This is a genomic window from Actinomadura spongiicola (genome assembly GCF_003432485.1).
GTDB classification, from domain to species: Bacteria; Actinomycetota; Actinomycetes; order Streptosporangiales; family Streptosporangiaceae; genus Spirillospora; species Spirillospora spongiicola.
In genome coordinates, this window is the sequence record NZ_QVNQ01000002.1 from 277,775 (window position 1) to 299,823 (window position 22,049).

Sequence of the window (22,049 nt, forward strand, 5' to 3'; positions counted from 1 at the left end):
TGGTCATTGTGGGTGTGTCGGTGCACCGTGGAGAACGTTGAAAGGAGCCGCTTCATGGAACAGGTACGTCTCGGCACGACGGGGATGAGGGTCTCCCGCATCTGCCTTGGCATGATGAGCTACGGCGACCCGGCCTCCCGGGCGTGGACGCTCGACGAGGACGCCGCGGAACCGATCGTCCGGCGGGCCGCGGAAGCGGGCGTGACCTTCTTCGACACCGCCGACGTGTACTCGAACGGCGTGAGCGAAGAGGTCACCGGCAGTCTGCTTCGCAAACTCTTCGCCCGGCGGGACGACTACGTCCTCGCGACCAAGGTCTGCCTCCCCATGGGATCGGGGCCGAACGACCGGGGCCTGTCGCGCAAACACATCATGGCGAGCATCGACGCCTCGCTGAAGCGGCTCGGCACCGACTACGTCGACCTCTACCAGATCCACCGTTGGGACAACGAGACGCCGATCGAGGAGACCCTGGAAGCCCTGCACGACGTCGTGAAATCGGGCAAGGTCCGATACATCGGCGCGTCCAGCATGTTCGCGTGGCAGTTCGCCAAGGCGCAGCATGTCGCGGAACTCCGAGGCTGGACGAAGTTCGTCTCCATGCAGAACCACTACAACCTCATCTACCGCGAAGAGGAGCGGGAGATGATCCCGCTGTGTCTCGACCAGGGCGTCGGCCTCATCCCGTGGAGTCCGCTGGCCCGCGGGATGCTCGCCGGGAACCGGGGAAGGGGCGGCGAGCGCAGGACCGTCCGGTCCCAGAACGACGCCTACGGCGACAGCCTCTACACCGACGACGACTTCGACGTCGTCGACGCCGTCCAGGAGGTCGCGGGCGAACGGGGCGTCACCCCGGCGCAGGTCGCGCTCGCGTGGCTGCTCGGCAGGCCGGGCATGACGGCGCCGATCATCGGAGCGACGAAGCTCACCCATATCGAGGACGCGATCGCCGCCGAACGCCTGGAACTGGACGACAAGGAGGTCGCGAGCCTGGAGGCGCCGTACAGGCCGCATCCGATTCGCGGACACTCCTGACGAAGGTGTCGCGGAACACCCCCGAAGCCGGAACGAGCCGGGGGTGTTCTGCGTCTATACAGGGTGGTGATTTGCGATTGCGCGGGCGATCGGGGCAGGCTGGGGACGAGTACGCCCACGCATGGTCGAGGGGACGACGGCGCTGAAGGAGCCCGACGATGACCGAGAACGACGGTACGCAGGGACCGCGGCGGCCGTTGCCGGAGGACGAGGGACGGCCCACGCCGCCCGAGCCGCAGGAGCCTCCCACCCGGCCGAGGGGCGACCGCACCGTGGTGTTCGGGGCGCCGCAGCTCGGCGGCGCGCCGCAGGAGCCGCGTGAGGAGGAGCGGCAGGCGCCGCCTCCGCCGCCTCCCACGATGGTGGAGCAGCCGATGCAGCAGTACGGCGAGCAGCCTCCGGCGCCGCCCCAGCAGCAGTACGGCGCCCCGCAGGAGCAGCAGCAGTACGGCCCGCCCCCCGGGCAGATGCCGTACGGCGCCCCTCCCGGCCCCGGCGGCTTCCCGCCCCCGCAGGAGCAGCCGCAGCAGTACGCCCCGCCGCAGCCGGGCTACGGGCAACAGCCGGAGCCGCCCGCGTACAACCAGCAGCCGCCCGCCTATCCGCAGCAGCCGATGCACGGCGCGCCCCAGGAGCCACAGCAGCAGTACGGGCAGGGCGCGTTCGCCGGCCAGGAGCCGCCCGCCGAGCAGCAGCCGCCGCAGGACGCCCTGTCGGACCGGACGCTGATCGTCCCCGGCCCCACGGCCGAGACCCCGGCGCCGGAGCAGCAGCGTCCCGTGGTGGACGACCAGGCCACACTGCACTGGTCACCGGGCACCGACATCCCGGTCGCGACCGGCCCCGAGCGCAGGCAGGACCCGCCGGCCGAGCCGTGGCAGGCGCCGACACCGCCGGCGACACCCGAACCGTGGACGCCGGAGTCGTCCCAGCAGGGCCCCCTGGACAACGACCGCACGCTGATGGTGCCGCCCCCGGACTCCGGCTTCGGCGCACCCTCCCAGCCGCCCGCCACCCCACCCGCCACGACGGAGGACTCCTACCGCGCGACCACCGAGGACGCCTACCGCGCCCCCGGCGGTGAGGACGCCCGCGCGACCGAGGTGTTCCACCAGTCCGCCGCCCAGGGCGCCCGTCCGGCCGAGCAGGAAATGCCGGAACACACCCGACTGGACATCGGCCAGCAACAGTGGGGCCAACAGCAACAGCAGCCCCAGCAGCAGGGCTACGGCGACCAACAGCAGTACGGCCAACAACAGCAGCAGTACGGCCAACAGCAGGGCTACGGCCAGCAACAGCAGTACGCCCAGCCGTCCGACCAGCAGGGACAGCAGCCCTATGGCCAACAAGGCCAGTACGGCCAACAGGGCGATTACGGCCAAGGACAGCAGGGCCAGTACGGTCAGCCCGCCCAACAGGCGCAGCAGGGCCAGTACGGCCAGCAACAGGGCTACGGCCAGCAACCCGCCTACGGCGGCGGCGCCGACGAGTCCGGTGGCGGCAAGAGCAAACTCCTACTGATCGTCGGAGCGATCGTCGCCGTCGTGGTGGTCCTGGCCATCGCCTACCTGGCCTTCCTCCGCTAGTAGGAGACCACGTAAAACCTGTCCCACGTCTTCCCAACAGGGAGGACGTGGGACACAATGCGTAAACCAGCACCCCATAAAGCGCCGACCGCAACCGGCACCGCAACCCCGCGACAACCTGGGCCACCGCGATCGCGTCCGAAGGCAGGTTCAAGCGAAGCGAGAACCTGATCGTGCAGCGAGCCGCAAGGCGAGTCGAAGCGATGCCAGCGATCGCACCGCAGTTCACGACGATGGAGGGCCGCCAGGCCCGAAGGAGGAGTGGGCTGCCAGAAGCGCTGCTTTGCACTTTCGCTTATGGGTCGGTAACCTCTTCACTTGTGCCCGCGGCGTGCGGGCCGCTGTGCGTGTGCGTCGGCGAGGCCGCCAGGTCAGCCCCAGCGCCGCATCAATGAGACTTTCTCATCCTCGGCGGGCTTGGTGGCTCCGTGCCGTCCGGGTGCGCCGGATGAAAGAGGCTCGCTCCCCGGCTTGAGTCGGCCCCATTACGGGCCGGGCGGTCTGTGTCGGTTTCACGCGGTTGTTCCTCCGTGTGGCGGCGACACGCCCGACCGCGTGGGTCGGAGAGGTCGGGAAACCGGCAGGTCACAGCCTCGTGTGAGGTGGTGATTGCAGCAATTTCAGACTTACCGGCTCGGTACGAGGAAGACGGAGACGCGGTGCCCACGATCCAGCAGCTGGTCCGCAAGGGCCGCCAGGACAAGGTGACCAAGAACAAGACGCCCGCGCTCAAGGGCAGCCCCCAGCGCCGGGGTGTCTGCACGCGCGTCTACACGACGACGCCCAAGAAGCCGAACTCCGCGCTTCGGAAGGTCGCCCGTGTCCGGCTGTCGAGCGGGATCGAGGTCACGGCCTACATCCCCGGCGTCGGTCACAACCTGCAGGAGCACTCGATCGTGCTCGTGCGCGGCGGCCGTGTGAAGGACCTCCCCGGGGTTCGGTACAAGATCATTCGCGGCACGCTGGACACCCAGGGCGTCCGGAACCGCAAGCAAGGCCGCAGCCACTACGGCGCGAAGAAGGAGAAGAGCTGATGCCGCGCAAGGGCCCCGCTGGCAAGCGCCAGCTCATCGCTGACCCGGTGTACAACTCGCCGCTGGTCACCGCGCTCATCAACAAGGTTCTCCTGGACGGCAAGCGTTCCATCGCGCAGAACATCGTGTACGACGCCCTGGAGGGCGCCCGCGAGAAGACCGGCAACGACCCGGTCGTCACGCTGAAGCGCGCGCTCGACAACGTCAAGCCCACCCTGGAGGTCCGCAGCCGCCGTGTCGGTGGCGCGACCTACCAGGTGCCCGTCGAGGTGCGGCCCGCCCGCAGCACCACCCTGGCCCTGCGCTGGCTGGTGCTGTACGCCCGGCAGCGCCGTGAGAAGACCATGACCGAGCGGCTGATGAACGAGCTGCTCGACGCGAGCAACGGCCTCGGCGCCTCGGTGAAGAAGCGCGAGGACACCCACAAGATGGCGGAGTCGAACAAGGCATTCGCCCACTACCGCTGGTAACCCGGCGAACTGCAACGACGAGACGACGCGAGGACGAAAGTGGCTACCAAAACCGGTGTAGACCTGGCCAAGGTCCGCAACATCGGGATCATGGCCCATATCGACGCTGGCAAGACCACGACGACCGAGCGCATCCTGTACTACACGGGGATGAGCTACAAGATCGGCGAGGTCCATGACGGCGCCGCGACCATGGACTGGATGGAGCAGGAGCAGGAGCGCGGGATCACCATCACCTCCGCCGCCACCACCTGCGAATGGCCGGTCGACGACGTCAAGCACACCATCAACATCATCGACACCCCGGGCCACGTCGACTTCACCATCGAGGTGGAGCGCAACCTGCGGGTGCTCGACGGTGCCGTCGCGGTGTTCGACGGCGTCGCGGGCGTGGAGCCGCAGTCCGAGACCGTGTGGCGCCAGGCCGACCGGTACGGCGTGCCGCGCATGTGCTTCGTCAACAAGCTCGACCGGGTCGGCGCGGAGTTCCACCGCTGCGTCGACATGATCGAGAACCGGCTCAACGCGACGCCGCTGCCGCTGCAGCTGCCGATCGGCGCCGAGGCCGACTTCAAGGGCGTCATCGACCTGGTGACGATGAAGGCCCTGGTCTGGAACGAAGAGGCCAAGCTCGGCGAGATGTACGACGTCATCGACATTCCCGAGACGCACGCCGAGACGGCGCGGGAGTGGCACGACAAGCTGGTCGAGACCCTCGCCGAGAACGACGACGAGATCATGGAGCTGTACCTGGAGGGCGACGAGCCCACCGTGGAGCAGCTGCACGAGGGCATCCGTCGGGCGACGATCTCCGCCAAGCTGACGCCGGTCCTGTGCGGCACCGCCTTCAAGAACAAGGGCGTGCAGCCGCTGCTGGACGCGATCGTCCGCTACCTGCCGTCGCCGCTGGACGTCGAGGCCATCGAGGGCCACGCCGTCCGCGACGAGGAGAAGACGCTGAAGCGCCGCCCGAGCGAGGACGAGCCGTTCTCCGCCCTGGCGTTCAAGATCGCGAGCGACCCGCACCTGGGCAAGCTCACCTTCGTGCGCGTCTACTCCGGGGTCATGGAGTCCGGCACGAGCGTGATGAACTCCGTCAAGGAGCGCAAGGAGCGCATCGGCAAGATCTACCGGATGCACGCCAACAAGCGCACCGAGATCGAGCGGGCGGGCGCCGGCGACATCGTCGCGGTGATGGGCCTCAAGCAGACCACCACCGGTGAGACGCTGGCCGACGACAAGGACCCGATCGTCCTGGAGTCGATGAACTTCCCGGCGCCGGTCATCCACGTCGCGATCGAGCCGAAGACCAAGGCCGACCAGCAGAAGCTCGGCACCGCGATCCAGCGGCTCGCCGAGGAGGACCCGTCCTTCCAGGTCCGCACGGACGAGGACACCGGCCAGACCGTCATCTCCGGCATGGGCGAGCTCCACCTGGAGATCCTCGTCGACCGGATGAAGCGCGAGTTCAAGGTCGACGCCAACGTCGGCAAGCCGCAGGTCGCCTACCGCGAGACGATCAAGCGCAAGGTCGAGAAGGTCGAGTACACCCACAAGAAGCAGACGGGTGGCTCCGGCCAGTTCGGCCGCGTGATCATCGACCTGGAGCCGCTGGGCGGCGGGTCCGACGGCTACGAGTTCGAGAACAAGGTCACCGGTGGCCGCATCCCGCGGGAGTACATCCCGTCGGTCGACGCGGGCTGTCAGGAGGCCGCGGAGTTCGGTGTCCTGGCCGGCTACCCGATGGTGGGCGTCAAGGTCACCCTTCAGGACGGCGCCTACCACGAGGTCGACTCGTCGGAAATGGCGTTCAAGGTCGCCGGTTCCATGGCGTTCAAGGAGGCCGCCCGCAAGGCGTCCCCGACGCTGCTGGAGCCGATGATGGCGGTCGAGGTCACCACGCCCGAGGACAACATGGGCGACGTGATCGGTGACCTCAACAGCCGCCGCGGTCAGGTCCAGTCCATGGACGAGCGGCATGGCATGCGCGTCATCAAGGCGCTCGTGCCACTGTCCGAGATGTTCGGCTACGTGGGTGACCTGCGCAGCAAGACCCAGGGCCGGGCCGTCTTCACCATGCAGTTCGACTCCTACGCCGAGGTTCCGACGAACGTCGCGCAGGAGATCGTCGCCAAGGCACGGGGCGAATGATGAGGAAGCCGGTTCTTCGTCAGCCGTAAGCGCCGGCCTGTCAAGGATCACCAGACGTACATCGCAACGGTCGTCGAGACGGCCGAGGATCGCAAGCAAGGAGCAACCAGTGGCGAAGGCCAAGTTCGAGCGGACCAAGCCGCACGTGAACATCGGCACCATCGGACACATCGACCACGGTAAGACCACGCTTACCGCGGCGATCACCAAGGTGCTCCACGACAAGTACCCGGACCTCAACCCCTTCACGCCGTTCGAGGACATCGACAAGGCGCCGGAGGAGCGCGAGCGCGGCATCACCATCTCGATCGCGCACGTCGAGTACCAGACCGAGGCCCGGCACTACGCGCACGTGGACTGCCCCGGTCACGCCGACTACATCAAGAACATGATCACCGGTGCGGCGCAGATGGACGGCGCCATCCTGGTGGTCGCGGCCACCGACGGCCCGATGCCGCAGACCAAGGAGCACGTGCTCCTGGCCCGCCAGGTCGGCGTCCCCTACATCGTCGTCGCGCTGAACAAGTGCGACATGGTGGACGACGAGGAGATCCTGGAGCTCGTCGAGCTCGAGGTCCGCGAGCTGCTCACCGAGTACGAGTTCCCGGGCGACGACCTGCCGGTCGTGCGCGTCTCCGCGTTCCAGGCGCTCCAGGGCGACGAGAAGTGGGCCGCGTCGATCACCGAGCTGATGGACGCCGTCGACAACAACGTGCCGGAGCCGGTGCGTGACACCGAGAAGCCGTTCCTGATGCCGATCGAGGACGTCTTCACGATCACCGGTCGCGGCACCGTCGTCACCGGCCGCATCGAGCGCGGTGTCATCAACGTCAACGAGACCGTCGACATCATCGGCATCAAGTCGGAGTCGACGACGACCACCGTCACCGGTGTCGAGATGTTCCGCAAGCTCCTCGACCAGGGCCAGGCGGGCGACAACGTCGGCCTGCTCCTGCGCGGTATCAAGCGCGAGGAGGTCGAGCGCGGCCAGTGTGTCATCAAGCCGGGCACGAACACCCCGCACACCGAGTTCGAGGCGCAGGTCTACATCCTGTCCAAGGACGAAGGTGGCCGCCACACCCCGTTCTTCAACAACTACCGTCCGCAGTTCTACTTCCGGACCACGGACGTCACCGGCGTGGTGCACCTCCCCGAGGGCACCGAGATGGTCATGCCGGGCGACAACACCGAGATGCGCGTCGAGCTGATCCAGCCCGTCGCCATGGAGGAGGGCCTGAAGTTCGCCATCCGTGAGGGTGGCCGGACGGTCGGCGCGGGCCGCGTCACCAAGGTCATCAAGTAACACCCACGACGAAGCGGCGGCCCTGCCGCCAGGCGGGCCGCCGCTTCGACGCACCGACGTGGCGCTCGCCCTCACCGGCGGGCGTGGATCGCAAGAACCATCCAGCGGCACTACAGCAAAGGACACCGAGGCCACCATGGCGGGACAGAAGATCCGCATCCGGCTCAAGGCCTACGACCACGAGGTCATCGACACCTCCGCGAAGAAGATCGTTGAGACGGTGACGCGGACGGGCGCCAAGGTCGCGGGCCCGGTGCCGCTGCCGACCGAGAAGAACGTGTACTGCGTCATCCGTTCGCCGCACAAGTACAAGGACAGCCGCGAGCACTTCGAGATGCGCACGCACAAGCGGTTGATCGACATCATCGACCCGACGCCCAAGACGGTCGACTCGCTGATGCGACTCGACCTTCCGGCCGGCGTTGACATCGAGATCAAGCTCTGAGGGACGCACCGAAATGAGTACGCAGAGGAAGGGCGTCCTGGGCGAGAAGCTCGGCATGACCCAGGTCTTCGACGATGAGGGCCGGATCGTCCCGGTGACCGTCGTCCAGGCCGGGCCGTGTGTCGTCACCCAGCTCAAGTCCCAGGAGAAGGACGGCTACAGCGCCGTCCAGATCGGGTACGGGCAGATCGACCCGCGCAAGGTGAACAAGCCGCGCACGGGTCACTTCGAGAAGGCCGGCGTCACGCCGCGCCGTTACCTCGTCGAACTGCGGGCGGACGACACCACCGGGTACGAACTCGGCCAGGAGATCACCGCCGACGTCTTCGAGGCCGGCCAGAAGATCGACGTCACCGGCACGAGCAAGGGCAAGGGCACCGCCGGTGTCATGAAGCGCCACGGCTTCAAGGGCCTCGGCGCCTCGCACGGCACCCAGCGCAAGCACCGCTCGCCGGGTTCGATCGGCGGCTGCGCGACCCCCGGTCGCGTCTTCAAGGGCCTCCGCATGGCGGGACGGCACGGCAACGCCCGCACCACCGTGCAGAACCTGACCGTCCACGCCGTGGACGCCGAGAAGAACCTGCTGCTCATCAAGGGCGCGGTTCCCGGTCCCAACGGCGGCGTGGTGCTGGTCCGCGACGCAGTGAAGGGGCAGGGCAAGTGACGACGAAACTCGACATCGAGCTGCCCGCCGAGGTCTTCGACGCCAAGACCAACATCCCGCTGATCCACCAGGTCGTGGTGGCGCAGGAGGCGGCGGCGCGGCAGGGCACCCACTCGACGAAGACGCGCGGCGACGTCCGCGGCGGCGGCCGCAAGCCGTACCGGCAGAAGGGCACCGGCCGCGCCCGCCAGGGCTCGACCCGCGCGCCCCAGTTCGCCGGCGGCGGCACCGTCCACGGCCCCCAGCCGCGGGACTACTCGCAGCGGACGCCCAAGAAGATGAAGGCGGCGGCGCTGCGCGGCGCCCTGTCCGACCGCGCCCGGTACGGCCGGGTCCACGTGGTCGACCACCTCATCGAGGGCGACACCCCGAAGACGAAGACGGCGCTGAAGGCCCTGCGCGAGGTGACCGGCGCCAAGCGCGTCCTCGTGGTCCTGGACCGCGCGGACGAGGTCGCCTGGAAGAGCCTGCGCAACGAGCCGAGCGTGCACGTGCTCGTCTCCGACCAGCTCAACACCTACGACGTGCTGGTGAACGACGACGTCGTCTTCACGAAGACGGCGTACGACGAGTTCATCTCGCGTGCGGCGAAGAAGTAAGGAGGGTCGCACATGAACAAGATCGCCGACCCCCGCGACGTCATCATCGCGCCGGTCGTCTCGGAGAAGAGCTACGGGCTGCTGGACGAGAACAAGTACACGTTCATCGTCCGCCCGGACGCCAACAAGACCCAGATCAAGCAGGCGGTCGAGGCGGTGTTCGACGTCAAGGTGACGAGCGTGAACACGCTCAACCGGCAGGGCAAGCGCAAGCGCACGCGGTTCGGCTACGGCAAGCGCAAGGACACCAAGCGCGCCATCGTGAGCCTCGCCGAAGGCGACCGGATCGACATCTTCGGCGGCCCGGCGTAACACGCCGGGGCCGTCCCGAAGACGGACAAGGGATGAACGAACGAGATGGGCATCCGTAACTACAAGCCGACGACTCCGGGTCGTCGCGGCTCCAGCGTGGCCGACTTCGTCGAGATCACGCGCACCGAGCCCGAGAAGTCGCTGCTGCGCCCGCTGCCGAAGAAGGGCGGCCGTAACAACCACGGCCGCATCACCACCCGGCACCAGGGCGGCGGCCACAAGCGCGCCTACCGCGTGATCGACTTCCGCCGGCACGACAAGGACGGCATCCCGGCGAAGGTCGCGCACATCGAGTACGACCCGAACCGCACCGCGCGGATCGCGCTGCTGCACTACGTCGACGGCGAGAAGCGCTACATCATCGCGCCGCGCGGGCTGAAGCAGGGCGACCGGGTGGAGAACGGGCCGGGCGCCGACATCAAGCCGGGCAACTGCCTGCCGCTGCGCAACATCCCGACGGGTACCGTCGTGCACGCCATCGAGCTGCGGCCCGGCGGCGGCGCCAAGATCGCCCGCAGTGCGGGCGCGGGCGTCCAGCTGCTGGCCAAGGAGGGCAAGTACGCCACGCTGCGGATGCCGTCCGGCGAGATGCGGATGGTGGACGTCCGGTGCCGCGCGACGGTCGGCGAGGTCGGCAACGCCGAGCAGTCGAACATCAACTGGGGCAAGGCCGGCCGGATGCGGTGGAAGGGCAAGCGCCCGACCGTCCGCGGCGTCGCCATGAACCCGATCGACCACCCGCACGGTGGTGGTGAGGGCAAGACGTCCGGTGGCCGCCACCCGGTGAACCCCGGCGGTAAGAAGGAAGGCCGCACCCGCAAGGCGAACAAGCCGAGCGACCGGCTGATCGTCCGTCGTCGCAGCAAGAAGAAGCGGTAGGAGTCGCTCGTCATGCCACGTAGCCTGAAGAAGGGCCCCTTCGTGGACGACCACCTCATGAAGAAGGTGGACGCGCAGAATGAGAAGGGCACCAAGAACGTCATCAAGACGTGGTCGCGGCGCTCCATGATCGTGCCGGACATGATCGGTCACACGATCGCCGTGCACGACGGCCGCAAGCACGTCCCGGTGTTCATCACCGACTCCATGGTGGGGCACAAGCTCGGCGAGTTCGCGCCGACGCGGACGTTCCGCAGTCACGTCAAGGAAGACCGCCGCAGCCGTCGCGGCTGAGCGGGCGCAGGATCGTAGGAGAGAGGGATCAGCGATGGAAGCCAGGGCCCAGGCGCGGTTCATCCGCGTCACGCCCAGGAAGGCCCGCCGCGTGGTGGACCTCATCCGCGGCCTGCCCGCCGCGGAGGCTCAGGCGGTGCTGCGGTTCGCCCCCCAGGCTGCTAGTGAGCCGGTGGGCAAGGTGCTGGCGAGCGCCATCGCCAACGCCGAGCACAACTTCAAGCTCGACTCGGACACGCTCGTCGTGAGCCGTGCGTGGGTGGACGAGGGACCGACGCTGAAGCGTTTCCGTCCCCGCGCCCAGGGCCGGGCTTACCGCATCAACAAGCGCACGAGCCACATCACCGTGGTCGTGGAGTCGCGCGACGAGGCGGCCGCGTCCGGCGGTGGCAGGAAGACGAGGAGGGCCCGGTAGTGGGTCAGAAGATCAACCCGCACGGGTTCCGGCTCGGCATCACCACCGACCACAAGAGCGTGTGGTTCGCCGACAAGCTCTACAAGGACTACGTCAAGGAAGACGTCCAGATCCGGCGCATGCTGCAGAAGGGCATGGACCGGGCGGGCATCTCCAAGGTGGAGATCGAGCGGACCCGTGACCGTGTCGAGGTCAACATCCACACGGCCCGGCCGGGCATCGTCATCGGCCGCCGCGGCGCGGAGGCCGAGCGCCTGCGCGGCGACCTGGAGAAGCTGACCGGCAAGCAGGTGCGGCTGAACATCCTCGAGGTGAAGAACCCCGAGATCGACGCGCAGCTCGTCGCGCAGGGCGTCGCCGAGCAGCTGTCCAGCCGTGTCGCGTTCCGGCGCGCCATGCGCAAGGCGATCCAGTCGGCGATGAAGTCGGGCGCCAAGGGCATCAAGGTGCAGTGCGGCGGCCGTCTCGGCGGCGCCGAGATGTCGCGGTCGGAGTTCTACCGCGAGGGCCAGGTCCCGCTGCACACGCTGCGCGCCGACATCGACTACGGCTTCTACGAGGCCCGGACGACGTTCGGCCGCATCGGCGTCAAGGTGTGGATCTACAAGGGCGAGGCCGCGCAGACCCGCGCCGAGCGGGAGCAGCAGGCCGCGCAGCAGCGCGCCGCGGGCGGTGGCGGCGGCCGGGAGCGTCGCGGCGACCGTCGTGGCGGTGGCCGTGGCGGACGCGGCGGTCGCGGTGGCGACCGTGGTGACCGCGGTGGCGCGCAGAAGCAGCAGCAGGGTTCCGAGCAGCCGGCCCCCGCGGCCGAGGCTGCTCCGCAGGGTGAGGGGAGCTGACGACCGATGCTGATCCCTCGCAAGGTCAAGCACCGCAAGCAGCACCACCCGAAGCGCCGCGGCATGGCCAAGGGCGGCACGAAGGTGGCGTTCGGCGAGTACGGCATCCAGGCCGTCGAGCCCGCGTACGTGACGAACCGCCAGATCGAGGCGGCGCGTATCGCGATGACCCGCCACATCAAGCGTGGCGGCAAGGTCTGGATCAACATCTTCCCGGACCGTCCGCTGACCAAGAAGCCCGCCGAGACCCGCATGGGTTCCGGTAAGGGCTCGGTCGAGTGGTGGGTCGCCAACGTGAAGCCGGGCCGTGTGCTGTTCGAGATCTCCTACCCGAACGAGCAGATCGCTCGGGAGGCCCTCACACGCGCGATCCACAAGCTTCCAATGAAGTGCAAGATCGTCAAGCGGGAAGTGGGTGAGTCCTGATGGCCAAGGGTCTTACCGCCGAGGACCTGCGGACCGAGCCCGAGGACGTCCTGGTCACCAAGCTCAAGGAGGCCAAGGAGGAGCTGTTCAACCTCCGCTTCCAGGCCGCGACCGGCCAGCTGGAAAGCCATGGGCGGCTGCGTGAGGTCAAGCGCGAGATCGCCCGCATCTACACCGTGATGCGGGAGCGGGAGCTCGGCATCGTCACGGTCGAGGAAGCCGCGGAGGAAGGCGAATGACCGAGCAGCAGACGGAGCAGCGGAGCAGCCGTAAGGTCCTGGAGGGCCTCGTGGTCAGCGACAAGATGGACAAGACCGTGGTCGTGTCCGTCGAGGACCGCGTGAAGCACGCCAAGTACCACAAGGTGATCCGCCGCACGAAGAACTACAAGGCGCACGACGAGGCCAACGAGTGTGGCGTCGGCGACCGCGTCCGTCTCATGGAGACCCGCCCGCTGTCGGCCACCAAGCGGTGGCGCGTGGTGGAGATCCTCGAGAAGGCCAAGTAATTGCCGGTTCCACCAGGCTGCCGCGAGAGCGCGGCAGAACCGGTGTGACGAACAGGAGTTGACGTGATCCAGCAGGAGTCGCGACTCAAGGTCGCCGACAACACGGGTGCGAAGGAGATCCTTTGCATCCGGGTTCTCGGCGGCTCGGGTCGGCGCTACGCGGGAGTCGGCGACATCATCGTCGCGACGGTGAAGGACGCCCTTCCCGGCGCGGGCGTGAAGAAGGGTGACGTCGTCAAGGCGGTCGTCGTGCGCACCCGCAAGGAGCGCCGGCGCCCGGACGGCTCCTACATCCGCTTCGACGAGAACGCAGCCGTGCTCATCAGGGACGGCGGCGACCCCCGTGGCACCCGTATCTTCGGCCCGGTGGGCCGCGAACTGCGCGAGAAGAAGTTCATGCGCATCATCTCGCTCGCGCCGGAGGTGCTCTGATGAAGATCCGCAAGGGCGACGAAGTGATCGTCCTCGCCGGCAAGGACAAGGGCGCGACCGGCAAGGTCCTGCGCGTCCTGCCCCGCGAGGAGCGGGTGGTCGTCGAGGGCGTCAACCTCATCACCAAGAACATCAAGGCCGACCAGCAGCGCGCCGGCAAGGAGAGCGGCCGCGTCACGGTCGAGGCGCCGCTGCACGTCAGCAACGTCGCGCTGGCCGAGAACGGCGAGCCCGTCCGCATCGGCTACGAGTTCGACGAGGACGGCAACAAGGTCCGGGTCACGCGTCCGTACAAGAACCGGGCCAAGTCGGCCGGTAAGGCCAAGGCGTCCGGCAAGTCGAAGGCGTCCGACAAGGCGTCCGACAAGGCTGCCGACAAGGCGAAGGCGGCCGACAAGGCCGAGGCGTCCGACGAGGCCGCGAAGGAGCCCGCTTCCGATGACTGAGACCGTGACCGAGCGTCCCGTTCCGCAGCCGAGGCTCAAGGTCCGCTACCGCGAGGAGATCGCGGGACGGATGCGCGAGGAGTTCGGCTACGCCAACGTCATGCAGATCCCCACGCTCACCAAGATCGTGGTGAACATGGGGGTCGGCGAGGCGGCCCGCGACGCCAAGGTGATCGAGGGCGCGATCCGCGACCTGTCGCTGATCACCGGGCAGAAGCCGTCCCTGAACCGGGCCCGCAAGTCCATCGCGCAGTTCAAGCTGCGCGAGGGCATGCCGATCGGCGCGCACGCCACGCTGCGCGGCGACCGCATGTGGGAGTTCCTGGACCGGCTGCTGGCCACGGCCCTGCCCCGCATCCGTGACTTCCGCGGCCTGTCGCCGAAGCAGTTCGACGGCAACGGCAACTACACGTTCGGGCTGACCGAGCAGGTCATGTTCCACGAGGTCGACCCCGACAAGGTCGACCGGCAGCGGGGCATGGACATCACGGTCGTCACGACCGCGAAGACCGACGACGAGGGCCGGGCGCTGCTGAGGCACCTGGGCTTCCCCTTCAAGGAGAGCTGATGGCGAAGAAGTCGCTGATCGCCAAGGCGGCGCGGAAGCCGAAGTTCGGTGTCCGCGCGTACACTCGATGCTCGCGCTGCGGGCGTCCGCGCTCCGTCTACCGGAAGTTCGGCCTGTGCCGTGTGTGCTTCCGGGAGATGGCCCACCGCGGCGAGCTGCCCGGCATCACCAAGTCCAGCTGGTGACCGCTTACCCGGGGCGGGACCCCGGGGCGGAGACCGGCCTGTAATGACCGACCGGGCGTCCGTGTGGACGCCCACGACCGCGCCAAAGGTCCACGGACCTCATCTACCCGAACGACCAGAGGAGTCCGAGGAAACCGTGGCGAGGGAGGGCCAGTAGGCCATGACGATGACCGACCCGATCGCAGACATGCTGACGCGTCTGCGGAACGCGAATTCGGCGTACCACGACCAGGTGGCGATGCCGTACTCGAAGATCAAGGCGCACATCGCCGAGATCCTCCAGCAGGAGGGCTACATCTCGGGCTGGAGCGTGCAGGACGCCAAGGTCGGCAAGGAACTTCTGATCGAGCTGAAGTTCGGGCCGACCCGGGAGCGTTCGATCGCCGGTATCAAGCGCGTCTCGAAGCCGGGTCTGCGCGTGTACGCGAAGAAGGACAACCTGCCGAAGGTCCTCGGCGGACTGGGCGTCGCGATCATCTCGACGTCCTCCGGGCTGATGACCGACCGGCAGGCGGGCAAGCGCGGCGTGGGCGGCGAAGTCCTCGCCTACGTGTGGTGAGGGGGTACTGACCAATGTCTCGAATCGGACGTAGCCCCATCACCGTGCCCGCCAACGTCGAGGTCACGCTCGACGGGCGCCAGGTCACCGTCAAGGGGCCGAAGGGCACGCTGTCGCACACCGTCGCCGAGCCCATCGAGGTCAAGCAGGAGGACGGCAAGATCGTCGTCTCCCGGCCGAACGATGTCAACAAGGTGCGCGGCCTGCACGGGCTCACGCGGACGCTGATCAACAACATGGTCGTCGGGGTCACCGACGGCTACAAGAAGACCCTGGTCATCCAGGGTGTCGGTTACCGTGTGGTGGCCAAGGGCAAGAACCTGGAGTTCTCGCTCGGATACAGCCACCCGATCACCGTGGAGCCCCCGGAGGGCATCTCGTTCACGGTGGAGCGTCCGACCCAGCTGGTCGTCGAGGGAATCGACAAGCAGAAGGTCGGCGAGGTCGCCGCCAACATTCGTAAGCTGCGCAAGCCCGACCCGTACAAGGGCAAGGGCGTGCGGTACGAGGGCGAGCAGATCCGCCGCAAGGTCGGAAAGGCTGGTAAGTAGTCATGGCAGGCACGAAGACCCTGGCCCGCCGCGGCACGTCGGCGCGGACCAAGGCCCGCAGGCGCCGGCACATCCGGGTCCGCAAGAAGGTCGTCGGCAGCGCCGAGCGGCCTCGCCTGGTCGTGACCCGCTCCACCCGGCACGTGTTCGTCCAGGTCATCGACGACGCCAAGGGCCACACGCTGGCCAGCGCGTCCACGATGGAGGCGGACCTGCGCGCCGACTCCGGCGACAAGACGGCCAAGTCCCGCAAGGTCGGCGAGCTCGTCGCCCAGCGGGCGCGGGAGGCCGGTGTCTCCGCGGTCGTGTTCGACCGTGGCGGCAACAAGTACCACGGCCGCATCGCCGCCGTAGCGGACGGTGCGCGCGAGGGGGGCCTGGAGCTGTGAGGGCCCCGAACAAGGTCAACGAGAGGAACCACTGATGGCAGCGCAGAGGCGTGGTGGCGGTCAGGGTGGCGACCGTCGCGATCGCCGCGACGACCGCCGCGGTGGCGCCGACAAGGGCCAGTCGTACATCGAGAAGGTCGTGGCGATCAACCGTGTCGCCAAGGTCGTCAAGGGCGGGCGGCGGTTCAGCTTCACCGCCCTGGTGATCGTCGGCGACGGCAACGGCACCGTCGGTGTCGGCTACGGCAAGGCCAAGGAGGTGCCCGCGGCGATCGCCAAGGGCGTCGAGGAGGCCAAGAAGCACTTCTTCAAGGTGCCGCGGATCCAGGGCACCATCCCGCACCTGGTGCAGGCGCGGGACGCGGCGGGCGAGGTCCTGCTGCGTCCGGCGAGCCCCGGTACCGGTGTGATCGCGGGTGGTCCGGTGCGCGCGGTGCTGGAGTGCGCGGGCATCCACGACGTGCTGAGCAAGTCGCTGGGCAGCGACAACGCGATCAACATCGTGCACGCGACGATCGCGGGTCTGAAGGCGCTGAAGCGTCCCGAGGAGATCGCGGCCAAGCGCGGCCTGCCGATCGAGGACGTGGCGCCGGCGGCGATGCTGCGGGCCCGTGCCGCGGGCAGTGAGCCCAGGGCGGAGGCGGCCGCGTCATGAGCCAGCTGAGGATCACGCAGACCAAGTCGGTGATCAGCGAGAAGCAGAACCAGCGTGACACGCTGCGCACCCTCGGGCTGCGGAAGATCGGGCAGAGCGTGGTCCGCGAGGACCGTCCCGAGGTGCTCGGCATGATCCGGACGGTGGCGCACCTGGTCACCGTCGAGGAGGTCGACTGACCATGGCCGATCTGTCGAAGCAGGACGCTTCCGAGGCCGAGGGCACCCCGCTGAAGGTGCACGACCTGCGTCCGGCCCCCGGCGCGAACCGCCGCAAGACCCGTAAGGGTCGCGGTGAGGCGTCCAAGGGCAAGACCGCGGGCCGCGGCACCAAGGGCACGAAGGCCCGCAGCACGGTTCCCGTCGGGTTCGAGGGCGGCCAGATGCCGCTGATCCGCCGGGTTCCGAAGCTGAAGGGCTTCAAGAACCCGAACCGGGTCGAGTACCAGGTGGTGAACCTGGACAAGCTCGCCGCGCTCTACCCGGAGGGCGGGGAGGTCACGGCGGACGACCTGGCTGCCAGGGGCGCGGTGCGCCGCGGCCGTCCGGTCAAGGTCCTCGGCACCGGCGAGATCTCCGTCGCGGTCCAGGTGAAGGCGCACGCCTTCTCCGGTTCCGCCAAGGAGAAGATCGCCGCCGCCGGCGGAACCGCCGACGAGCTGTAAGTAGCAATCTTCATGTGGGGGCCGCTCTCGCTCAGCGCCCGGGGCCGTACGGCCGCCGGGACCTGCGGGGCGGCCCTCGGCATGTCGGGGGTTCGGACGTCGGCGTCTAGCACGTCGGCGCTCGGCGCGTCGGCAGTCGGCGCATCTGCTGTTAGAGTCACACCGGCGAAGGTGATCGGGGTGAGATTGCACACTCCCGCGTCTCACACGGTATCCTCCGCCCGAAATCATGGACCTGTAACCGGCCCCTCGGTGGCCATGACCCCGCCAGTCACGCAGGAGGAATGGTGCTGACCGCTTTCGCTCGGGCTTTTCGTACGCCTGACCTGCGTAAGAAGTTGCTGTTCACGTTGTTCATCATCTTGGTGTTCCGGCTGGGGTCGATCATCCCGACGCCGAACGTCAACGTGGAGGTCCTGAAGAAGACCGCGGATGACGCCAAGGACGCCAACAACCTCTACGGGCTTGTCGACCTGTTCAGCGGCGGAGCGCTGCTGAAGCTTTCGATCTTCGCGCTGGGGATCATGCCGTACATCACGGCGAGCATCATCCTTCAGCTGCTCACGGTGGTGATCCCCCGGTTGGAGGCCCTGAAGAAGGAGGGCCAGTCCGGCACCACGAAGATCACCCAGTACACCCGTTACCTGACGGTGGGACTGGCGATCCTCCAGGCCACCGGCATCGTGGCGATGGCGAGCACCGGACAGTTGTTCCAGGGCATCACCGGTAGCGGCGACATCCTTTACGACAAGGGCCTGTTCCCGATCATCACGATGGTGATCTGCATGGTCGCGGGGACGTCCGTGATCATGTGGCTGGGTGAGTTGATCACCGACCGGGGGGTCGGCAACGGCATGTCGTTGTTGATCTTCACTCAGGTGGTCGCGGTGTTCCCCGCCCAGTTCTGGAGCATTTACAAGACGAAGAACGGGTTCGTCTTCGCGGTGGTGCTCCTCGTCGGCCTGGCGATCATGGCCGGTGTCGTGTTCGTCGAGCAGGCGCAGCGGCGCATCCCCGTCCAGTACGCCAAGCGCATGGTCGGCCGCCGCATGTACGGCGGCACGTCGACCTACATCCCGCTGAAGGTGAACCAGGCCGGGATCATCCCGATCATCTTCGCGTCGTCCCTGCTGTACCTGCCGATCCTGGCGACCCAGCTGTGGCCCGACACCAAGTGGCTCCAGAAGGTCCAGCCGTACCTGAAGCAGGACAACCCCTGGCACATGGCGATCTTCTTCGTCTTCATCATCTTCTTCACCTACTTCTACGTGGCGATCACCTTCAACCCCACTGAAGTAGCCGACAACATGAAGAAGTATGGTGGTTTCATCCCAGGTATCCGTCCTGGTCGGCCGACCGCCGAGTACCTCGACTTCGTGCTGACCCGGATCACCACACCCGGTGCGCTCTACCTGGGGCTCGTGTCGCTGATCCCCATGGTGGCGTTCGCACTCCTGAAGGCCACCCAGGAGTTCCCCTTCGGCGGTGCGAGCATCCTCATCATCGTCGGCGTCGGACTGGATACCGTGAAGCAGATCGAGAGTCAGCTCCAGCAGCGCAACTACGAGGGCTTCCTTCGATAGATGCGTATCGTCCTGGTGGGCCCCCCTGGTGCGGGCAAGGGGACTCAGGCCCAGTACATCGCATCGCATCTGTCCATCCCGAAGATCTCGACAGGTGACATCTTCCGCGCCAACGTCAGCGGCGGTACGGAGCTCGGTCGGCAGGCCAAGCAGTACATGGACCGTGGTGATCTGGTGCCCGACGAGGTCACGATCGCGATGGTGCGCGACCGGCTCGGTCAGGAGGACGCCCGCGACGGGTTCCTGCTGGACGGGTTCCCGCGGAACGTCCCCCAGGCCGAGACGCTGAAGAAGATCCTCGCCGAGTGGGACACCCGGCTCGACATCGTGTTGGAGCTGGTGGTCGACGAGGACGAGGTCGTCCGGCGGCTGTCGGGCCGCCGGACCTGCGACCGCTGCGGGCGCATCTGGCACGTCGACTTCGACGACAAGCAGGACGACATCTGCGACGACTGCGGCGGGCACCTGTTCCAGCGCGACGACGACAAGAAAGAGGTCGTCATGCATCGCCTGGAGGTGTACAAGCACGACACGGCGCCGCTGGTGCAGTTCTACGCCGACGAGAACATCCTCGTCGGGATCGACGCGACCGGTCCGGTCGAGGAGGTCACCAAGCGCGCCCTGACCGCGCTCCGCCCGTTGGAGAAGTGAGGGGCGCTCTTCGGTGAGGTGAAGGGCGCCCGGACGCGGCGACCGTGAGGAGGCGCGGGAGAGATGTTCAGAGGCCTCAGGCAGAAGCCGGTCATCCAGATCAAGACGGCGGAGCAGGTCGAGTCGATGCGCGCGGCCGGGCTGCTGGTCGCGCGGACGCTGGAGTTGATGCGCGACGCCGTCCGGCCCGGTCTCACCACCCTTGACCTGGACGCGCTCGCCGAGCGGCACATCCGCGACAACGGCGGCGTCCCGTCGTTCAAGGGCTACCACGGGTTCACCGGGACGATCTGCGCGTCCGTCAACGAGGAGGTCGTGCACGGCATCCCGCGGGCCGGGAAGGTCCTGCGGGACGGCGACCTCCTCTCCCTCGACTGCGGCGCGATCGTGGACGGCTGGCACGGCGACGCGGCGATCACCGTTCCGGTGGGGGAGATCACCGAGGAGCGGCAGCGGCTCCTGGAGGTGACCGAGGCGGCCCTGTGGCACGGTCTGGCGGCCGGACGGGTCGGGGCCAGGCTCTCGGACATGTCGCACGCGATCGAGGCTCACATCCGCTCTCAGGGCGCCTACGGCATCGTCGAGGGGTACGGAGGGCACGGCATCGGGACCGAGATGCACATGGACCCGCTCATCCCGAACCACGGCGAGGCCGGGCACGGGCCCGTCCTGAAGCCGGGCATGTGCTTCGCGGTCGAGCCGATGGTGAACCTCGGGGCCAAGGAGACCGTGGAACTCGACGACGGGTGGACGGTCGTCACCGTCGACGGGCGGGCCTCGGCGCACTTCGAGCACACGTTCGCGGTCACGCCGGACGGTCCCCGGGTCCTCACGGCCCTGGACGAGGGCGAGGCATGGTTCAACCGGCTCGGTGTCGTCCAGAATGGAACTGAGACCTCGTCCTGACGCGCGGGGGAGCACGGAGGAGCACGGGAGGAGCAATGGCGCCGAACCCTGACATCCGGGCCTCGGACGCCGACCGCGACCGGGTGGCGGAGAGCCTGCGGGACCACTGCGGCGATGGCCGGATCACCATGGACGAGCTGCAGGAGCGGCTGGAGGCCGTGTACGCGGCGAAGACCGTCGGGGAGCTCCAGGACGTCACCGCCGACCTTCCGGAGAAGGACCTCTACCAGCTCCCGGTTCCGGCGTCGCAGGCCAAGGGCGCCGGGGCGCCCGTCCGGCGGTCCTCGTCGAGCGACGCCGAACTCCAACGGATCCGGGCGATGTGGGGCGCCTGGGGCGTCGTCAGCGCGATCAACCTCGCCGTCTGGCTGGTCCTGCTGGTGCAAGGGTCCGGGGTTCCCTACCCGTGGTGGATCTGGGTGGTGGGTCCGTGGGGCGCGCTGCTGCTCCTGCGCACGATCTTCGGTGACCGGCGCGGCTGACCGGTCACACCCGTCCCATTCGACGGCTCACGCCACAGCTCACTCGACGGCTCACTCCACGTCCATCAGCGGACGGTAGTTCCCGGTCGGCGCGAAGTGGGTCGTGGCCGAGCCGTCGTCGCCGACGAGGTGGACGGCGAACCCGGCGGGCTCCCCGGTGAAGGCGGCGCGGCCCTGCGCCGTGAGGTCCAGGTAGAGCTGCCGGTACGTGCTCGGGCACGTGGTGCTCACGGTTCCCCCGAGCGAGCCGACCGACGCCCGGTGGACGTGCCCGGAGATCACCCGCACCACCTGCGGGTGGCGGGACAGCACCGACACGAACCCGGCGGGGTCGACGAACCGCAGGTCGTCGATAAACCGCATCCCGACCGGGAAGGGCGGATGGTGCGTCGCGACGACCGTCGGGGTGTCGGGCGCGGCGGCGAGCGTCCGGTCGAGCCACCCGAGCCGTTCCTCGTTCATGTGCCCGTGGGAGTGACCGTCGACGGTGGTGTCGCAGCAGACGAGCCGTACGCCCGCCACGTCGACGGCGTACTGGAGGGGCGCCTGCGGGTAGAGCCCGGTGTCCGTCACCGCCGAATGCTCGGTGAACGCCTTCCGCAGCTCGTCCCGGACGTCGTGGTTGCCGCACATCGGGTACACCGCCATCGGCAGCGGCGACAGCAGCGCGTGCAGCCGGGTGTACTCGGCGGCGGTGCCGCTCTCGGCGAGGTCGCCGGTGATGACGACGGCGTCCGGCCGCGCGGGCAGCGACAGCAGGCTCGACACGGCGGCCCGCAGCGCGCGGACCGGGCCGGAGCCGTCGTCCACCTCGCCGTCCCGTCCGGCCGCCAGGTGGATGTCGCTCAGCTGCGCGATGATCGCCATCGATCCTCTCTCCAAATGCCCGAGCACCAACGATCCCGGGGACGTTCCCGGGACGGCACGGTGACGATCTTCGCGCCCGGCGGGCCGGACTGTCGACTTCGGCGCCGCCGCCGTCCCGCACGGTCCCGGCGCCGTCACGCAGGGGCACGCC

Annotated in this window: 31 protein-coding genes and 1 pseudogene; 31 read left to right on the forward strand and 1 reads right to left on the reverse strand. The window is 68.2% G+C overall.

Annotated features, from left to right (window positions below; genetic code table 11):
- Positions 1-54 precede the first annotated feature (54 nt).
- The 31 genes and pseudogenes from D0T12_RS05950 to D0T12_RS06100 all read left to right on the forward strand — a co-directional run bounded on the left by D0T12_RS05950 (position 55) and on the right by D0T12_RS06100 (position 21,031).
- Positions 55-1,035, forward strand: a complete 981-nt coding sequence (locus D0T12_RS05950) for an aldo/keto reductase (protein ID WP_117398355.1) — start codon at positions 55-57, stop codon at positions 1,033-1,035.
- A 158-nt stretch (positions 1,036-1,193) separates the two neighbouring features.
- Entirely contained in the window at positions 1,194-2,621 is a 1,428-nt protein-coding gene (locus D0T12_RS05955) for a hypothetical protein (protein WP_117398357.1), read from the forward strand.
- A 659-nt stretch (positions 2,622-3,280) separates the two neighbouring features.
- Positions 3,281-3,655 (forward strand): 30S ribosomal protein S12, encoded by a 375-nt coding sequence (rpsL, locus tag D0T12_RS05960; protein WP_117398359.1) that lies wholly within the window; start codon positions 3,281-3,283, stop codon positions 3,653-3,655.
- A complete protein-coding gene (gene rpsG / locus D0T12_RS05965) occupies positions 3,655-4,125 on the forward strand; it encodes a 30S ribosomal protein S7 (RefSeq protein WP_117398361.1) in 471 nt (156 codons plus the stop codon). The genes rpsL and rpsG overlap by 1 nt, the downstream gene beginning before the upstream one ends.
- A gap of 39 nt (positions 4,126-4,164) precedes the next feature.
- Positions 4,165-6,276, forward strand: coding sequence for an elongation factor G (gene fusA, locus D0T12_RS05970; protein WP_117398362.1), 2,112 nt, complete (start codon positions 4,165-4,167; stop codon positions 6,274-6,276).
- Positions 6,277-6,385: 109 nt separating this feature from the next.
- On the forward strand, positions 6,386-7,579 hold the full coding sequence (tuf, locus tag D0T12_RS05975) for an elongation factor Tu (protein WP_117398364.1): 1,194 nt from the start codon (positions 6,386-6,388) through the stop codon (positions 7,577-7,579).
- Between the two features lie 136 nt (positions 7,580-7,715).
- On the forward strand, positions 7,716-8,024 hold the full coding sequence (rpsJ, locus tag D0T12_RS05980) for a 30S ribosomal protein S10 (RefSeq protein ID WP_018657599.1): 309 nt from the start codon (positions 7,716-7,718) through the stop codon (positions 8,022-8,024).
- A gap of 13 nt (positions 8,025-8,037) precedes the next feature.
- Positions 8,038-8,688: a 50S ribosomal protein L3 gene (gene rplC / locus D0T12_RS05985; RefSeq protein WP_117398365.1), complete on the forward strand. Its 651-nt coding sequence runs from the start codon at positions 8,038-8,040 to the stop codon at positions 8,686-8,688.
- Complete coding sequence (gene rplD, locus D0T12_RS05990) at positions 8,685-9,287, forward strand: 50S ribosomal protein L4 (RefSeq protein WP_117398366.1); 603 nt, start codon at positions 8,685-8,687, stop codon at positions 9,285-9,287. The genes rplC and rplD overlap by 4 nt, the downstream gene beginning before the upstream one ends.
- Positions 9,288-9,299: 12 nt before the next feature.
- A complete protein-coding gene (gene rplW / locus D0T12_RS05995; RefSeq protein ID WP_117398367.1) occupies positions 9,300-9,599 on the forward strand; it encodes a 50S ribosomal protein L23 in 300 nt (99 codons plus the stop codon).
- Positions 9,600-9,644: 45 nt separating this feature from the next.
- A complete protein-coding gene (gene rplB, locus D0T12_RS06000; RefSeq protein ID WP_117398368.1) occupies positions 9,645-10,478 on the forward strand; it encodes a 50S ribosomal protein L2 in 834 nt (277 codons plus the stop codon).
- Positions 10,479-10,490: 12 nt separating this feature from the next.
- Positions 10,491-10,772 (forward strand): 30S ribosomal protein S19, encoded by a 282-nt coding sequence (gene rpsS / locus D0T12_RS06005; RefSeq protein ID WP_117398369.1) that lies wholly within the window; start codon positions 10,491-10,493, stop codon positions 10,770-10,772.
- A gap of 34 nt (positions 10,773-10,806) precedes the next feature.
- Positions 10,807-11,187, forward strand: coding sequence for a 50S ribosomal protein L22 (gene rplV, locus D0T12_RS06010; protein WP_117398370.1), 381 nt, complete (start codon positions 10,807-10,809; stop codon positions 11,185-11,187).
- A complete protein-coding gene (gene rpsC / locus D0T12_RS06015; protein ID WP_117398372.1) occupies positions 11,187-12,026 on the forward strand; it encodes a 30S ribosomal protein S3 in 840 nt (279 codons plus the stop codon). Before rplV ends, rpsC begins: the two co-directional genes overlap by 1 nt.
- A gap of 6 nt (positions 12,027-12,032) precedes the next feature.
- The gene (gene rplP / locus D0T12_RS06020) at positions 12,033-12,452 is read left to right on the forward strand and encodes a 50S ribosomal protein L16 (protein ID WP_117398374.1); all 420 of its coding nucleotides are present in this window, start codon (positions 12,033-12,035) and stop codon (positions 12,450-12,452) included.
- Entirely contained in the window at positions 12,452-12,691 is a 240-nt protein-coding gene (rpmC, locus tag D0T12_RS06025; RefSeq protein WP_117398376.1) for a 50S ribosomal protein L29, read from the forward strand. Before rplP ends, rpmC begins: the two co-directional genes overlap by 1 nt.
- Positions 12,688-12,960: a 30S ribosomal protein S17 gene (rpsQ, locus tag D0T12_RS06030; protein ID WP_117398378.1), complete on the forward strand. Its 273-nt coding sequence runs from the start codon at positions 12,688-12,690 to the stop codon at positions 12,958-12,960. Before rpmC ends, rpsQ begins: the two co-directional genes overlap by 4 nt.
- 63 nt (positions 12,961-13,023) lie before the next feature.
- Positions 13,024-13,392, forward strand: coding sequence for a 50S ribosomal protein L14 (gene rplN / locus D0T12_RS06035; RefSeq protein ID WP_067629407.1), 369 nt, complete (start codon positions 13,024-13,026; stop codon positions 13,390-13,392).
- A pseudogene (gene rplX / locus D0T12_RS36390) lies at positions 13,392-13,679 on the forward strand (50S ribosomal protein L24); the annotation flags it as partial. The gene rplN and the pseudogene rplX, both read left to right, overlap by 1 nt.
- Before the next feature lie 151 nt (positions 13,680-13,830).
- Positions 13,831-14,406 (forward strand): 50S ribosomal protein L5, encoded by a 576-nt coding sequence (gene rplE, locus D0T12_RS06045; RefSeq protein ID WP_117398382.1) that lies wholly within the window; start codon positions 13,831-13,833, stop codon positions 14,404-14,406.
- On the forward strand, positions 14,406-14,591 hold the full coding sequence (locus tag D0T12_RS06050; RefSeq protein WP_018657585.1) for a type Z 30S ribosomal protein S14: 186 nt from the start codon (positions 14,406-14,408) through the stop codon (positions 14,589-14,591). The genes rplE and D0T12_RS06050 overlap by 1 nt, the downstream gene beginning before the upstream one ends.
- A 160-nt stretch (positions 14,592-14,751) precedes the next feature.
- On the forward strand, positions 14,752-15,150 hold the full coding sequence (gene rpsH / locus D0T12_RS06055) for a 30S ribosomal protein S8 (RefSeq protein ID WP_117398383.1): 399 nt from the start codon (positions 14,752-14,754) through the stop codon (positions 15,148-15,150).
- Positions 15,151-15,164: 14 nt separating this feature from the next.
- The gene (rplF, locus tag D0T12_RS06060) at positions 15,165-15,701 is read left to right on the forward strand and encodes a 50S ribosomal protein L6 (protein ID WP_117398385.1); all 537 of its coding nucleotides are present in this window, start codon (positions 15,165-15,167) and stop codon (positions 15,699-15,701) included.
- Positions 15,702-15,703: 2 nt separating this feature from the next.
- Entirely contained in the window at positions 15,704-16,090 is a 387-nt protein-coding gene (gene rplR, locus D0T12_RS06065) for a 50S ribosomal protein L18 (RefSeq protein ID WP_117398387.1), read from the forward strand.
- 34 nt (positions 16,091-16,124) lie between these two features.
- On the forward strand, positions 16,125-16,745 hold the full coding sequence (gene rpsE / locus D0T12_RS06070) for a 30S ribosomal protein S5 (protein WP_021596721.1): 621 nt from the start codon (positions 16,125-16,127) through the stop codon (positions 16,743-16,745).
- Positions 16,742-16,924, forward strand: a complete 183-nt coding sequence (gene rpmD / locus D0T12_RS06075; RefSeq protein ID WP_117398388.1) for a 50S ribosomal protein L30 — start codon at positions 16,742-16,744, stop codon at positions 16,922-16,924. The genes rpsE and rpmD overlap by 4 nt, the downstream gene beginning before the upstream one ends.
- A 2-nt stretch (positions 16,925-16,926) precedes the next feature.
- Positions 16,927-17,409 carry a 50S ribosomal protein L15 gene (gene rplO / locus D0T12_RS06080; protein WP_117398389.1) on the forward strand — a complete coding sequence of 161 codons (483 nt, stop codon included), beginning with the start codon at positions 16,927-16,929 and terminating at the stop codon, positions 17,407-17,409.
- Positions 17,410-17,693: 284 nt separating this feature from the next.
- Entirely contained in the window at positions 17,694-18,992 is a 1,299-nt protein-coding gene (gene secY / locus D0T12_RS06085; RefSeq protein WP_407642038.1) for a preprotein translocase subunit SecY, read from the forward strand.
- Positions 18,993-19,643, forward strand: coding sequence for an adenylate kinase (locus tag D0T12_RS06090; RefSeq protein WP_117398390.1), 651 nt, complete (start codon positions 18,993-18,995; stop codon positions 19,641-19,643). It begins immediately after the preceding gene.
- Between the two features lie 63 nt (positions 19,644-19,706).
- Positions 19,707-20,549 carry a type I methionyl aminopeptidase gene (gene map, locus D0T12_RS06095; protein ID WP_117398391.1) on the forward strand — a complete coding sequence of 281 codons (843 nt, stop codon included), beginning with the start codon at positions 19,707-19,709 and terminating at the stop codon, positions 20,547-20,549.
- A 35-nt stretch (positions 20,550-20,584) separates the two neighbouring features.
- Positions 20,585-21,031: a DUF1707 SHOCT-like domain-containing protein gene (locus tag D0T12_RS06100; protein ID WP_117398392.1), complete on the forward strand. Its 447-nt coding sequence runs from the start codon at positions 20,585-20,587 to the stop codon at positions 21,029-21,031.
- A gap of 51 nt (positions 21,032-21,082) precedes the next feature.
- Here D0T12_RS06100 and D0T12_RS06105 read toward each other — a convergent pair whose 3' ends face one another.
- Positions 21,083-21,898, reverse strand: coding sequence for a phosphodiesterase (locus D0T12_RS06105; protein WP_117398393.1), 816 nt, complete (start codon positions 21,896-21,898; stop codon positions 21,083-21,085).
- Between the last annotated feature and the right edge of the window lie 151 nt (positions 21,899-22,049).

Bases quoted from the DNA above. Each gene is read 5' to 3' on its own strand.
- rplV (WP_117398370.1), top strand. From the start codon at position 10,807: ATGGAAGCCAGGGCCCAGGCGCGGTTCATCCGCGTCACGCCCAGGAAG.
- rpsG (WP_117398361.1), top strand. From the start codon at position 3,655: ATGCCGCGCAAGGGCCCCGCTGGCAAGCGCCAGCTCATCGCTGACCCG.
- rplP (WP_117398374.1), top strand. From the start codon at position 12,033: ATGCTGATCCCTCGCAAGGTCAAGCACCGCAAGCAGCACCACCCGAAG.
- D0T12_RS05955 (WP_117398357.1), top strand. From the start codon at position 1,194: ATGACCGAGAACGACGGTACGCAGGGACCGCGGCGGCCGTTGCCGGAG.
- rpsJ (WP_018657599.1), top strand. From the start codon at position 7,716: ATGGCGGGACAGAAGATCCGCATCCGGCTCAAGGCCTACGACCACGAG.
- rplF (WP_117398385.1), top strand. From the start codon at position 15,165: ATGTCTCGAATCGGACGTAGCCCCATCACCGTGCCCGCCAACGTCGAG.
- secY (WP_407642038.1), top strand. From the start codon at position 17,694: ATGGTGCTGACCGCTTTCGCTCGGGCTTTTCGTACGCCTGACCTGCGT.
- rpsH (WP_117398383.1), top strand. From the start codon at position 14,752: ATGACGATGACCGACCCGATCGCAGACATGCTGACGCGTCTGCGGAAC.
- rplR (WP_117398387.1), top strand. From the start codon at position 15,704: ATGGCAGGCACGAAGACCCTGGCCCGCCGCGGCACGTCGGCGCGGACC.
- D0T12_RS05950 (WP_117398355.1), top strand. From the start codon at position 55: ATGGAACAGGTACGTCTCGGCACGACGGGGATGAGGGTCTCCCGCATC.
- rplW (WP_117398367.1), top strand. From the start codon at position 9,300: ATGAACAAGATCGCCGACCCCCGCGACGTCATCATCGCGCCGGTCGTC.
- rplO (WP_117398389.1), top strand. From the start codon at position 16,927: ATGGCCGATCTGTCGAAGCAGGACGCTTCCGAGGCCGAGGGCACCCCG.
- D0T12_RS06090 (WP_117398390.1), top strand. From the start codon at position 18,993: ATGCGTATCGTCCTGGTGGGCCCCCCTGGTGCGGGCAAGGGGACTCAG.
- rplE (WP_117398382.1), top strand. From the start codon at position 13,831: ATGACTGAGACCGTGACCGAGCGTCCCGTTCCGCAGCCGAGGCTCAAG.
- rplC (WP_117398365.1), top strand. From the start codon at position 8,038: ATGAGTACGCAGAGGAAGGGCGTCCTGGGCGAGAAGCTCGGCATGACC.
- rpsQ (WP_117398378.1), top strand. From the start codon at position 12,688: ATGACCGAGCAGCAGACGGAGCAGCGGAGCAGCCGTAAGGTCCTGGAG.
- rplB (WP_117398368.1), top strand. From the start codon at position 9,645: ATGGGCATCCGTAACTACAAGCCGACGACTCCGGGTCGTCGCGGCTCC.
- D0T12_RS06105 (WP_117398393.1), bottom strand. From the start codon at position 21,898: ATGGCGATCATCGCGCAGCTGAGCGACATCCACCTGGCGGCCGGACGG.
- map (WP_117398391.1), top strand. From the start codon at position 19,707: ATGTTCAGAGGCCTCAGGCAGAAGCCGGTCATCCAGATCAAGACGGCG.
- rpsS (WP_117398369.1), top strand. From the start codon at position 10,491: ATGCCACGTAGCCTGAAGAAGGGCCCCTTCGTGGACGACCACCTCATG.
- rpsE (WP_021596721.1), top strand. From the start codon at position 16,125: ATGGCAGCGCAGAGGCGTGGTGGCGGTCAGGGTGGCGACCGTCGCGAT.
- rpmC (WP_117398376.1), top strand. From the start codon at position 12,452: ATGGCCAAGGGTCTTACCGCCGAGGACCTGCGGACCGAGCCCGAGGAC.
- D0T12_RS06050 (WP_018657585.1), top strand. From the start codon at position 14,406: ATGGCGAAGAAGTCGCTGATCGCCAAGGCGGCGCGGAAGCCGAAGTTC.
- D0T12_RS06100 (WP_117398392.1), top strand. From the start codon at position 20,585: ATGGCGCCGAACCCTGACATCCGGGCCTCGGACGCCGACCGCGACCGG.
- rpmD (WP_117398388.1), top strand. From the start codon at position 16,742: ATGAGCCAGCTGAGGATCACGCAGACCAAGTCGGTGATCAGCGAGAAG.